Origin of the sequence: Nonomuraea ferruginea, from assembly GCF_039540635.1 — a bacterium.
GTDB classification, from domain to species: domain Bacteria; phylum Actinomycetota; class Actinomycetes; order Streptosporangiales; family Streptosporangiaceae; genus Nonomuraea; species Nonomuraea ferruginea.
Map to the genome: position 1 here is coordinate 218522 of NZ_BAABFD010000009.1, position 12400 is coordinate 230921.

Here is a 12400-nt window from a genome sequence, read left to right on the forward strand (position 1 = left end):
ACGGAGGGGGACGGTCATGCGCGACCCAGGCGAGGAGGACGCCGGGGTGATCGTGGGCGGCGACGCCTACGGCGGCGTCAAGCTCGCCGGCGGGCGGCGCAGGCCGCGCAGGAGCGCCAGGGTGCGGCGGCGCAACGCGGTCCTCGCGGGCCTGCTGTCCACGGGCGTCCTGATCGGCACCGGCGTGGTGTGGGCGACGCCACGCCAGATCGGCACGGTCGACGCGGGGGTCGAGGAGACCGCGCCGCGCGGGGCGGAGAACATCCTGCTGGTGGGCGTCGACAAGCGCGACGACCTCACCCGCAAGAAGCAGAACGAGCTGAAGCTCGGCCGCGAGTCGGGCCAGCGCACCGACACCATGATGGTGATCCACCTGTCGGAGGACCACAGCCGGATCACCGTGGTGAGCCTGCCGCGCGACACCTGGACGACGATCCCCGGCAAGGGCGATCACAAGATCAACTCGGCCTACCAGTTCGGCGGCCCGAAGCTCACCGTGCAGGCCGTGCAGCAGGCCACCGGCCTGAAGATCAACCGGTACATCGAGGTCAACGTGCTGGGCTTCATCGACGTGGTCGACTCGCTCGGCGGCGTCACCGTCTGCACGCCCGTGCCGATCAACGACCCGAAGACCGGTCTCAACCTCGCCGCCGGCACCCACGAGCTGCAGGGCGCGCAGGCGCTGGGTTACGCCCGCACCCGCGCCACCGCCCGCTCCGACCTCGACCGGATCGACCGGCAGCAGCAGGTGATCTCGGCCCTGCTCAACCGGGCGCTGAGCGCCGACACGCTGGCCAACCCGGCCAAGCTGGCCTCGTTCGTCAACACCACGCTCGGCACGATCAAGGTCGACCCCGACGACGGGCTGCTCGGGCTGGCCACCCAGCTGCGGGACGTCAAGCTCGACAACGTGCAGTTCGCCGACGTGCCGCTGGAGGACGTCGACTTCCGCACCTCCACGGGCGAGTCGGCGGTGCTGTGGGACAAGCAGAAGGCGCGTGAGCTGTTCCGGGCCATCGAGGCCGACCAGGACCTGATCAAGCCCACCCCCAAGGCGAGTCCCTCGGCCAAGGCCTCGGCCGGGCCGACGTCCGTCCCGCCGCAGCAGATCTCGGTCAAGGTGCTCAACGGCACGCTGATCACCGGGCTCGGCGCCCGGACGCGCACCGCGCTGGTCGCGTACGGCTTCCAGGTGCCCGAGGACGCCGGCAACACCGCGCGCAAGGACCACAAGAAGACCGTGGTGCGCTACGGCCCCGGCCAGGAGGCCGCCGCCCGCACGGTCGCCGCCGCCATCCCCGGGTCCGACCTGCGGAAGGCGGACGTCAAGGAGATCGAGGTCGTCATCGGCGCCGACCAGCCGAAGGTGGCCAAGCCCAAGGCCTCCACGACGCCGTCGGCGCGGCCGAGCGCTTCCCCATCTGCGGAAACGGCAACGCAGAACATCTGCAAGAAATAGGTTAACAATCAGCCAAGGGGGCACCCTTTCCCCATGATTGTCAGGTCTTGGCAGGAGGAACTCTGCACGGTCCTGCGCGTCTCCGGGGAGCTCGACGTGGCGGGCGCTCCCCGGCTGCGCGCCGAGCTGGAGCCGGTCCTGTCCTCCCCCGGCCCGCTCATGCTCGTGATGGATCTGAGCGAGGTGCCGTTCTGCGACTCGGTGGGGCTGGGCGTGCTGGTCTCGACGCACAACCACGCGCGGCGCACCGGCGGCAGGCTGATCCTGGTCCTCCAGGAGGGCATGATCAGCCACCTGCTGACGATCACCAACCTCGACCGCCACTTCGAGACGAGCCCCTCGCTCACGGACGCCCAGGCGGCGCTCGCCGCCGCGGCGTAGCCCTGCCCAGGGATGCGAGACGATGTCATCGTCCCTGCGGTTCTCCTGTGGAGGCATTGGCGTTGTTCGAGGAGTTCCCCGAGCCCGCGCGGTCCCAGCTCGTGGCCGCCCACGACGAGGGCAGGACCCGGCCGGAGTGGTGTTTCACTGACGGGCCCGTCCGGCTGGCGTTCTGGGCGCCCTTCGCCGGCGCGGAGCCGATGATCGTCTGGCAGTTCACGGCCGGCCCCGACCCGGCCGCCGCCTCGCGCCTGCTGCGCCGGGCCCTCGCCGCCGCCGGCGTCCAGAAGGTCATCCATGACATCTCGCTGCCGTCCGGCCTGTCGCCGCTCATCGACCGTGCGGTCGAGCACGAGTCGCTGACCGGCGCGGGGTTCGCGCTGGAGGTCGAGCGGCTGCTGCTCGAATGGCGGCCAGGCGGCGACCTGCCCGCCGACCCCGGCCGGCTGACCTACCGCCCGGCCAGGGAGCTCGACCCGGCCGAGGTGCTCGACCTGCTGGTGCGCATCTCGTACGGGTCGCTCGACCACGACACCCGGGTGGAGCTGGCGACGGTGGGGGCCGAGCACGAGGCGCGCTGGATGTACGACGACCTGATGAACCGCAAGGGCAAGCCCGGCTGGTTCGTGATCGGCTGTCTGGACGGCGAGCCGGTCGGCCTGGTCGCGCCCGACGACCACTCGATCGCCTACATCGGGGTGGTGCCGGAGCATCGCGGCCACGGCTACGTCGACGACCTGCTGGCCCACGGCACCCGCACGCTCGCCGAGGCCGGGGTCCAGCGCGTCGTGGCCGCCACCGACGTGGCCAACGCCCCGACCGCGGCGGCGTTCCTGCGGGCCGGATACTCCGAGGCCGGCCGCCTGCACCGCTACTACTGGCGACTCCGTGATGGGATGTCCTCGTGAGACTTGGTGTGATCTTCGACCGGGATCTGCCGCCGGAGCGGCTCGTGCCGGTGGCGCGGGCGCTCGACGCCCTGGACCGGGTGGACGACCTGTGGGTGGTCGAGGACCTGGGCTGGACCGGCGGCGTCTCCTCCGCCGCCACCGCCCTGGCCGTCACCTCCCGGCTGCGCGTGGGCATCGGCATCGCCCCGGCGCCGCTGCGCAACCCGATGCTGCTGGCCATGGAGCTGGCCAACCTGGCCCGGCTGCACCCCGGCAGGCTGGCCGCCGGGATCGGCCACGGGGTGCCGGCGTGGATGGCCCAGGCGGGGGCCGCGCCGCCGTCGCCGCTGGCCCTCCTGGAGGAGACGATCACCTCCGTACGGGCGCTGCTGAGGGGCGAGACGGTCACCATGGCGGGCCGGTCGGTCCAGTTGGACGGGCTGTCGCTGGTGCACCCGCCGCGCGAGGTCCCGCCGGTGCTGGCGGGCGTCAAGGGTCCCCGCTCGCTGGCCCTGTCCGGGCGGGTGGCTCAGGGCACGATCCTGCCCGAGGGCCTCGGTACCGACCAGGTCAGGCAGGCGCTCGGCCAGATCTCCCCCGCCGGTGATCACGAGCTCGCCGCCTTCACCTACCTGCACGTCGGGCCGGGCTTCCCCGGCCACGTGGCCGAGGGCCAGGCCGAGTTCCTGGGCGTGGCGCCGGAGGAGGTGGCGAGCGCCGTCGGCACCGCCGAGGAGGCCGCGGCGCACGTCAGGGCCCTGTGGTCGGCGGGCGCCGGCACCGTGCTGGTCCGCCCGGTGGCCGCCGACCCGGTCCCCCACGTGGAGGCCCTCCTCACCGCGCTCTGACGGGGATCTGGCCGAAAGGCGGACAGCGATCGGCCGGAAGGCTGATCCGCGCCCACCGGCGCCCCGGCCACGATCGGAAGCATGAAGCGGACCTTGACAGTGGCAGCGGTGATCGCCGGGATGGCCGGGCTCGCCGGTTGCGGCGCGACCTTCGACGACACCGAGACGCACTCCGCGCGGGCGTTCGCCCATTCAGGGGCGACGCTGGTCGTCAAGTCCTCCGTGGGCGGCCTGCGCTTCCTGCCGGGCACGGCCGGCGAGGTCCGGGTCGACCGGTGGCTGGAGGGGAAGGCGGCCAGGGACGGCAACGCCTCCTGGTCGTTCCGAGGGGGCGTGCTCCGGCTGAGCGCCGACTGCACCATGGTGTTCGGCACCTGCGGCGCCCGCTACCACGTACGGGTGCCGCCGGGGACGAGGCTCGTGGTCGACGGCTCCGACGACGGCGTCATCCTGAAGAACCTCGACCAGGACGCGGACGTCTCGACCCGCGGTCCCATCACGGCCGAGGGGACGTCGGGCAGGCTGCGCCTCCTGGGCGGCGAGGAGCCGATCAAGGGCTCGGGCCTCAAGTCGGCCGACGTGCGGGCCCGGACGGTGAGCGGCTCGATCGCGCTGGCCTTCGCCGTCGCGCCCGTCAAGCTGGACGCCCGGTCGCGGGAGGGCGGGGTGACGGTGGCGGTGCCGCGCGAGAAGTACGCGATCACCGCCGAGTCCGCCGAGGGGTCCGAACGCTCCGAGCTGAAGAGCGCCAGGAGCGATCGGACGATCGTCGCCAGAAGCGAATCCGGAAATATCCGGATCAAGGGGGTTGGTTGACCCGGCGGCCGTGCTCCCGGCTCCCGGGTCAGTCGCCGTCCTGGTCGTTGTCGTCCTGGTCGTTGTCGTCCTGGCCGTCGTCCTGGTCGTCGTTCTGCTGGTTGGTGTTGACGACATCCGGGTCGTCGTCGCCGTCGTCGCCACCGCCTCCGCAGGCGCCGGTCAACCCGAGCACGGCCACCATCGCGGCGGCCGCGAGCATCGACCTGTGACTCCTCCGACGCAGCATGCGCATCTCCCTTGATCAGTGTCTTTACCGTCGTTTCCTCCTTATCCACCATCAGCCCGGTTTAACAGGAGGAAGACCTGATTAGGTAAACGACCGGTCGTTCATATAGTCTCACGGCATGACACACGACGGCCGCCGGCTGCGCGGCCAGCGGAGCCGGGAGGCGATCCTCGATCAGGCCGTGAGCCTGGCCTCCGTGGAGGGCCTCGACGGGCTCTCGCTCGGCCGGCTGGCCACCACGCTCGGCATCAGCAAGTCGGGCTTCTTCGCCCACTGGCGCGACAAGGAGCAGCTCCAGCTCGACGCCGTCGACTGGGCGGCCCGCCAGTGGACCGAGCAGATCATCTCTCCCGCGCTGCGCGCGCCGGCGGGCGTCCGGAGGCTGTTCGCGCTGCACACGACGCCGATGCTCTGGCTCCGAAGAAGGGTGACGGCAGGAAGCCCACGACCATCACTCACCTTCTCGCGGGCACCCGGGCTTCCGGTGTCCCCGAGCGCCAGGGCGCGTCTATTCACCATGCCCCGAGTCGTGACCGCGTCCTGCGACGCATTGGCCCCCTTGGAGGATCTGTGACAACCTCGACGTCCTACTATGACCAGATCGGCGGCGCGCCGGCTGTTCGCGACGTCGTCGACCTGTTCTACGTGCGGGTCCTCGACGACGCCGACCTCAAGCCCTACTTCGCCGGCATCGATATGCCGAGGCTGAAGCGGCACATGGTGGTGCTGCTGTGTTCCGTCCTCGGCGGCCCCGAGCCGTACGAGGGCCGCGACCTGGCGGAGGCGCACCGCGGCATGGGCATCACCGCCGACCACTACGCGAAGGTCGGCGAGATCCTGCTGTCGGTGCTGCAGGGGGCCGGCGTGGGGGACGAGATCCTGCAGCACGTCGTGCTGATCCTGAACAAGGTGGAGTCGTCCATCGTGGCCGAACCTGTCGAGACGGCCGACTGAGTGGACGCGCAAGCTCTGAAGGACAGCTGGCGCCTCGTCGCCCGGTCAGGCGACCAGGTGCCGCTGTACTTCTACTCGGCCCTGTTCCTGATGAACCCGGAGACGAGGGACCTGTTCCCGGTGTCGATGGCGAGCCAGCGCGACCGGCTCGTCAGCGCGCTCGGGCACATCGTCAGCAACGTCGACCGGGTGGAGGAGCTGGTCCCGTTCCTGCAGCAGCTCGGCCGGGACCACCGCAAGTTCGCCGTGGTGACGGAGCACTACCCCGCCGTCGGCAGGGCGCTGCTCGCCACCCTGGAGCACTTCATAGGCGACCGGTGGACGCCCGCCCTCGCCGAGGACTGGACGAAGGCGTACAGCCTGGTGGCCCAGGTGATGACGGACGCCGCCGCGGACGCGTCCAGGACCACCCCGCCCTGGTGGGAGGGCGAGATCATCAGCCACGAGACCCCCGCCCTCGGCATCGCGGTGATCAGGGCGCGGCTGAACTACCAGTACGGCTACCGTCCCGGCCAGTCGGCGTCGATCGCGCATCCCATGCGGCCGCGCGTCTGGCGTTTCTACTCCTTCGCCAACGCGCCGCGCCAGGACAACACCATCGACCTGCACGTCCGCATGGTCGACGGCGGCGTGCTGAGCGCCGCCCTGGTCATGGGCGCGCGGCGCGGCGACGTCCTGCGCGTGGGAGCACCCGTGGGCGACAGGCTGAGCCTCACCCCCGAGATCACCGGCGACCTGCTCCTCATCGCGGGCGGCACCGGCCTCGCGCCGCTGAAGGCGCTGGTGGAACAGGTGATGTACGAAGGCCCGTCACGGAAGGTCGACGTCGTCGTCGGCGCCCGGACGTCCCGGGAGCTGTACGACCTCGAAGCGCTGTCCAAGATGGCCGCGGAACACCCCTGGCTGACCGTCGTCCCGGCCGTCTCCAACGACCCCTTCTACCGGGGCGTCCGCGGCAACGCCGTGGACGTCGCGCTCCAGGCATGGCGTGGCCAGCAGGTCTTCGTCTGCGGCTCCACGGAGATGGCTCAGAGCACCGTCGGACGACTGCTGGACGCGGGCGTGCCCTCCGAGCGGATCCACTTCGACGAGTTCACGAGCGACAAAGGCGGGGAGTCATGACGGCAGAGATGCCTTGGGGAGATCACCCGGAGCGCGAACGCCAGCCTCTCACCCCGGATCGGGTACGCAAGCAGGAGTTCTCGCGCACACCGCTCGGACGCCGCGGCTACAGCGAGGACGAGGTGCGCTCGTTCCTGTACCGGGTCGCGGAGGACATGGCGGCCGGGGACAAGGAGAAGGCGGACCTCCGGGCGTACATCGACCGTCTGAAGCAGTGGTACAAGGACCACGGCATCAGCGTCGAGCACGCCGCTCCCCAGCAGGCCCTGAGCGTCGACGCGATCAACATCCTCTCCCGCGCCCAGCAGACCGCCGACGTCCAGATCGCGGAGGCGGAGGACTACGCCCGGCGGATCCTGGGGGAAGCCCGCCAGCAGTACGAGGTGATCCTCACGGAGGCGCAGCGGCAGGCGGAGGAGGCCGCCGACCAGGCGGTCGGCGCCTACCGCTCGCGCGGCGGCGAACACGGCGCCGAGGCCGAGGAACTGGAGCGGCAGATCGCCTACCTGCGCACCTTCGCCGACGTCACCCGGGTGCAGTTGCGGGCGGTGCTGGCGGGGCTGGCGCAGGAGGTCGACAAGCTCGGCACCATCCCTGACCAGGACGGGCAGCTCCTCCACGGCCCCTCACCGGTCCACCGCTGACCGGGGCCGTACGTCTGCCCTGGCGCGGTCGCCGACCACCTTCTCGACGACATCACCGCGGCGCCGGCTTCGCCGCCGGAGCGGGCGCCTGCGGGTGTTTTGCCCTTGATCGTGTGTTTGCGGGCGTGAGCCCCGGCACCGGAGCGCTGGCGGGGCAGCTACGTAACCTCCCGCGAAGAAGGGCGTCACAGCTCCGCCTCCAAGGAGCGGCAGGCGGGGTTCTCGCTGGTTAACGCCTACTTAGAAGCTGGCGGGCCATCACCATGCGCTCGATCTGGTTGGTGCCCTCGTAGATCCGGGTGTTCTCCGAAGCTAGATTCGGCACCCTGCGAGAACACGCTGATCATGGGGCTGAGCAGGGGTGGAGTCTTCGGACGCCCCTCATCACTTCTCGCTGGTTGCGACATCACTTCTCGCTGGTTGCGACACTCCCACGGAACAGTGACGGAACAAGACCGTAGGCTCCGGGGTCGTCAGCGTTGCCGAACTGGCACCGCCATGCCCGACGGAGGAAGGTCTCGGCGGCGATCGCCCCATGCCACGAGACGGGCGCCGAAGTCCGCGATCGTCACGGCCTCAGCCAACCAACACCCGGTTTAGGAGAGCGCGGTTGGTCCGTCTCCTGCAGCGGTTTGAACTGGGGAAATGCCTAATTCGACGTCCCAGGCTATGAAGATCATCTCGTAGCTGTCCCGAGACAGACATGGGAGGACCTTCCAAGCCGTCGCAGTGCCGTAACTGTCACGGCCCCGTGCGCGTCACTGTTGATCGAACTTCTCCGTCCGGCGCAGCCGCACCTTCCGAGGTCCGCTCGCATTCACCTTATCGAGGGTGATTTTACCCTCCTCAAGCATCCTACGGACGAAGCCCTGCCAGGCTTCGAGACCGTACTCCAGAATCCAATTGTTCAACGGGCTCGCATATGGTGCGAAATCACGCGAGCTCACGACAACCGGTCCCCTGGCAAGGGCCATGTTCGACTTGAAGTAGCTGTCGATCTCGTTGACCTCGTCAGTCGTGTCCTCAGTGAGACCGAGTACAAGCTTGATCCTCGACTGACCGACCGCCAGCTCGCTCTGTGTAAGCACCTCAAGCACCTGTTTGTGGGAATCACCCACCAGAGCCGCGCCCGACGACCTCGACAGATCCATCCGATCGACGTGGCTGGAGATCAACAGAAGTTCGACGCCGGGTCCGATGGCCAGATTCAGGATGTGCGCCTCCTTCAGCGTGATCCGGCCGGTGCCACCGAGCTCCAGATCCTCCACTGTGATCCGGCGCGCGGCGCGAGGGCCGTCGCTTGTCCCGTGGACCTTCGCCCACAGCTCGCCGAGGCTGATCGCTCCGGGTAGGCGTGGACTATAAGGCTCCGCTATAGCCACCTTGTCTTGAAGTGCCGTAATCAGTTCGGTTGGTGCCCTGTCGTGCTCCGTCCGCCACATGGAGACGATCAGTTGTGCGCATAGCGTCGATATGGGAACGCTGAAAACTAGTGAGACAGCCTGGTTGAGCGGCAGCCTGGTGATCTGCCGAGCAAGAAAATGCTCGGCGATCGCGAGGTGCGTGAACTTGAACGAGAGGTCGTTTTCCGCCCATTCAGCGCTCACTCCGCATAGCGCAATTAGCCGGCGCTTCTCTTCGGGGGTAAGATTGCGGTCCATGGCCTGGGACGCCGCCAGTTCCAAATCTTCCTCGGAGATCTCTGGTACAGCGTTCCGAGCGGCCATTTCTGCGACCTCCGAGAAGATGGCGGCCAGCAGTTCTGAGCCGAAGAGTTCGTCACCTCCCTGGCCTTTCAGTTTCCGCCGTTCGCGCTGCAGATAGGTGTCGACGACGAATTGCAGAAACTCGAGCGGTTTCTCGGATCGTGCCCAAGCCGCGAAGGCCAGACAGAAGAACGGTGTGGTCAATAGCTGCCGGACCTCCGGGGACGTAGCCTCCCCCGTCACATGGAGTGACAGCCTACTGGTGAGCTCCTCTAACTGCTCCGGTTGCCACGGCAACAGCTCGAGCGTCGTTACGTAAGGCGGCCAGTCTAGCGTGGCGTGAAACTCCAAATTCTGACGGAGCCGGGCTTCCGAGTAGCTTGATCGCGCCGACAAGACGACTGTCCCCTTGCCACGCAGCGGATCCAGAATTTGCTTCAAGCCAGTCAGCGGATTGTCGTAAGTACGGAGACCGAGTAGCTCGTCGAAGCCGTCGATCACTAGGATCGCAAGACCCACGCGGCACAACGCCAGCACGGAGCTCTTGTTAAGGATCAGAGTGGGAGCCATTCGAGCTTCGAGAAGGGTGTCGAGGCTGTTCGCGCTGGTCCCACTCGACGAAATGTAGATCGCAATAGGACGGAGCTCGCCACCGGGGGAGAGTGACTCTCGAGCGAACTGAAGCAGGCTGTGTGTCTTGCCCGATCCGGCTTCGCCGGTCAGCGTAATAAGGTTCGTGTATGAGCTGTAGATGCCGGTCCGAGCAGTGATCCGCTCACACGCCTGCGTAATCGTGATGTCGCCGCCATCCCCAAGCGGGCCGTCGGCAATACGGACCCGAGCGGGAACATCGGGAACATGCCGCTTGAGATCCGGGAATAGCTCGTCACTAATCAGACCTTCGGCCTTGATTCGCTCCTCAAGCTCCTCCAAGAGCCGCTCCTTGAGGAGATCCCAATTGCAGATATCCGCCAGGAAAGCCTTGTACGGCTTCGGGCCCGACTCGGTGCACCAAATCCGGTCATGGTCAACACCTATTTCGAATCGATCGACGCGTTGGATCGTCCCGCTGGAGGTGCGCAGATCCCAGCGCGCCACGATCGGCTCGGGCGGAACGACGAGGGTCTGGATGGAATCTCGTTCGGCGAAACCGCGAAGATCCTTCTGGATGTCCAGCGCGAAGCTCTCTAGCAACCGGTCGCCGCTCTGTGGGCCCAGCTTTTGGAGCGCTTCGAGGATTTCCGGCCGGGTGACATCGGTCACTTGCCCATGGCGGGGCCAGTAGGTCGCAGAACCCTCGGAGTAATCGTTCAGGGCGGCGAGCTCACCGTCGATCAGAATAAACAATGGCTCCAAGTGAGTGACGTGCCCGTGCTCGTAGATCGCCACGATTCGGTCCGCGTTATCCGAGACCACCCGATAGAGAGCGTCGAGGTCAACGTTCTCTGGGTCTGGGCCGCCGTGGAACACCTGATTGCGCATCTTCCGGATCGATGTGCCCGTAGCCACTTCGACATCAAGGCTGTCGGCGACGTCGAGTGCAGCGCGCTCGCAAGCAGCACAACCCAGAGAGCCGCGCTGCAGCGTGATGTAGCGGGACCACACATCAAGGGATCCCGGTGTGGTCAACTTGGTTGGTCCCTCGGCTGCGGCAGCACAGAGCAATCCCAGTACCCGCAGTTGATACTCAACGTGGGCCAGAGTCTTGAGCGGCGTCTGCCGCCGGGTCGGCGCAGCTACGAGTTCGGCGATAGTCACATCGTCTCCTCTGGGCACGGCACCGGCCGGGGCAGCATGTCGCAAGCCAATGTCAGTGTACGAGCCAGCGAGACTCACGACGGCATTCAGAGATCCTTGATGCGGAGTGCGACTGAGGAGCAGTAGGAAGCCACTGGTAATGCTGGCGCTGGCCACACGCGACCCCCCAGGTACAGGCTGGCCCAGAGGTTCTCTACGTCGACAGCGGCACCGTGCTCACTTCCGCTGGGCAAGCCCGCGGCGATGGATTTGTGCCGGCATCTGGTCCGATGCGACCCCGGCTCGTCGATTGCTAACGTGGCGCCCGCCGCCTGGCGTGCCGCCGCACCGGAGTTTTGATCGTACCTGGCCGCTGAGGACTGCAGCCTCATGCTCGGAACGTACGGCGGTAGGCGTCCGGCGGTACGCCGATCGTGCGATGGAAGTGGCGTCGTCGTCGCCGTCCACACGCCCGCAGCCGAGGCGACGGTGTAGACGCTGTCACCGTGCTCTCCAGCAGCCCCTGCGCGCGGCGGATCCGCTGCGTCAGCCGCCACAGTAGTGAGGTGGTGCCGGTTCTGAGTGGAAGGGCCGGGCCAGGTGGCGCGAGTTCATGTTCGCCTGGCGGGCGGGATCCTCCACGGTGAGCGGCTGGGCCCAGCCGCCGCATCCCCCACGGCAGCAATTCGGCCAGTAGATGGCCGTCCTGGTCGGGTGCCGGTGTGGTGACGACTGGGCCTGGCCCCTGTGGCACCTGCTGTAGGGGAGCGTGGGCAGAATCGCCAGCTCACTTGGTTTTACTGCTGGAACATTGCAGATGTCTCGAGCCATCGCTTGATCATCTCGCGCATGTCCCCTTCCCGAAGTTCGTTCACCGTCTCCGTGCAAGCGCTGAGCAGGACCTGGCGCTGGCCCTGCTGCGGCACGGCTTCGTGGGCTACTCGCGCGACTACCAGCTCGTGGTCCTCCCGATGCCCGATCCCCGGACCGGGACCACACCGCCGCCGCTGCGTTACCTGTTCCGGTACTGCGTGCAGGCCACCTGCACCACCGCGCTACCGGCCCGAACCTGGCGGGTCTCGCTCGATGACCGGCTCACCACCTGCGAAACCAGGGTGGAGTACGACGGATACGTCTGGGGCGTCAAATGGCAGGCGCTTTATCCCGGCGCCACGCTCATCAGCGACTCACCCACCGCCCGCAGCTGGGCCGCAGCCATCGGCATCGACTTCCATGAAGTCCGGTTCGAGACCAACGTGCACGTCCTCACCCTGGTCTTCTCCGACCTGCACATCGAAGAACTTCCGCCCCCGCCACCGGGACACGGCCACCAATTCCCGGTTCAATAGGCACCAAGAGAACGACAGATCACCTAGCCGGAGTGTCACCCACCTCCCGAGCCGGATCTGTCACACGGGTCCTGAGACCTGACAAAAGATGTGTTGTCCCGGGACATGCTTGACGCAGGGGTCCCAAGACACCGATGACAGGTGCCGCTGTCGGCGAGCCTGGCGGATATATCCGTTGTCGAGCAGCGCTATCGGCCTGTGGTGGTCCGCAGCGTACTCGCACGCGCCCCGGACGGGACCGAACCTTTCGACGCGTCGCCGGCGT

At 67.8% G+C, this 12400-nt stretch carries 12 protein-coding genes; 10 read left to right on the plus strand and 2 right to left on the minus strand.

Annotation, left to right across the window (positions count from 1 at the left end; all coding sequences use genetic code 11):
• Positions 1-16 precede the first annotated feature (16 nt).
• The 5 genes from ABD999_RS19025 to ABD999_RS19045 all read left to right on the plus strand — a co-directional run bounded on the left by ABD999_RS19025 (position 17) and on the right by ABD999_RS19045 (position 4394).
• Entirely contained in the window at positions 17-1459 is a 1443-nt protein-coding gene (locus ABD999_RS19025) for an LCP family protein (protein ID WP_271276919.1), read from the plus strand.
• Between the two features lie 33 nt (positions 1460-1492).
• Positions 1493-1840, plus strand: coding sequence for an STAS domain-containing protein (locus ABD999_RS19030; protein ID WP_271276920.1), 348 nt, complete (start codon positions 1493-1495; stop codon positions 1838-1840).
• A gap of 47 nt (positions 1841-1887) precedes the next feature.
• Positions 1888-2748, plus strand: coding sequence for a GNAT family N-acetyltransferase (locus tag ABD999_RS19035; RefSeq protein ID WP_271276921.1), 861 nt, complete (start codon positions 1888-1890; stop codon positions 2746-2748).
• On the plus strand, positions 2745-3578 hold the full coding sequence (locus ABD999_RS19040; protein ID WP_271276922.1) for an LLM class flavin-dependent oxidoreductase: 834 nt from the start codon (positions 2745-2747) through the stop codon (positions 3576-3578). Before ABD999_RS19035 ends, ABD999_RS19040 begins: the two co-directional genes overlap by 4 nt.
• 81 nt (positions 3579-3659) lie before the next feature.
• Positions 3660-4394: a DUF4097 family beta strand repeat-containing protein gene (locus ABD999_RS19045; RefSeq protein WP_271276923.1), complete on the plus strand. Its 735-nt coding sequence runs from the start codon at positions 3660-3662 to the stop codon at positions 4392-4394.
• Positions 4395-4422: 28 nt separating this feature from the next.
• Here the strand turns inward: ABD999_RS19045 and ABD999_RS19050 are convergent, their stop codons facing one another.
• On the minus strand, positions 4423-4623 hold the full coding sequence (locus ABD999_RS19050) for a hypothetical protein (RefSeq protein ID WP_271276924.1): 201 nt from the start codon (positions 4621-4623) through the stop codon (positions 4423-4425).
• 118 nt (positions 4624-4741) lie between these two features.
• Between ABD999_RS19050 and ABD999_RS19055 the strand changes: the two genes are divergently transcribed.
• Genes ABD999_RS19055 through ABD999_RS19070 form a run of 4 tightly spaced genes read left to right on the plus strand, consistent with a single transcriptional unit; the run spans position 4742 to position 7343 of the window.
• Positions 4742-5197: a TetR/AcrR family transcriptional regulator gene (locus ABD999_RS19055; protein WP_345482812.1), complete on the plus strand. Its 456-nt coding sequence runs from the start codon at positions 4742-4744 to the stop codon at positions 5195-5197.
• Positions 5194-5577 (plus strand): group I truncated hemoglobin, encoded by a 384-nt coding sequence (locus ABD999_RS19060; RefSeq protein WP_271278380.1) that lies wholly within the window; start codon positions 5194-5196, stop codon positions 5575-5577. The genes ABD999_RS19055 and ABD999_RS19060 overlap by 4 nt, the downstream gene beginning before the upstream one ends.
• A complete protein-coding gene (locus ABD999_RS19065) occupies positions 5578-6699 on the plus strand; it encodes a globin domain-containing protein (protein WP_148037035.1) in 1122 nt (373 codons plus the stop codon).
• Positions 6696-7343: a DivIVA domain-containing protein gene (locus ABD999_RS19070; RefSeq protein ID WP_271278379.1), complete on the plus strand. Its 648-nt coding sequence runs from the start codon at positions 6696-6698 to the stop codon at positions 7341-7343. Before ABD999_RS19065 ends, ABD999_RS19070 begins: the two co-directional genes overlap by 4 nt.
• A gap of 758 nt (positions 7344-8101) precedes the next feature.
• On the opposite strand, the gene ABD999_RS19075 is transcribed toward ABD999_RS19070, so the two are convergent.
• Positions 8102-10807 (minus strand): NACHT domain-containing protein, encoded by a 2706-nt coding sequence (locus tag ABD999_RS19075; protein ID WP_271278378.1) that lies wholly within the window; start codon positions 10805-10807, stop codon positions 8102-8104.
• A 770-nt stretch (positions 10808-11577) separates the two neighbouring features.
• On the opposite strand from ABD999_RS19075, the gene ABD999_RS19080 reads away from it, so the two are divergent.
• Positions 11578-12135 carry a YxiG-like protein gene (locus ABD999_RS19080; RefSeq protein ID WP_271278377.1) on the plus strand — a complete coding sequence of 186 codons (558 nt, stop codon included), beginning with the start codon at positions 11578-11580 and terminating at the stop codon, positions 12133-12135.
• Positions 12136-12400: the final 265 nt, after the last annotated feature.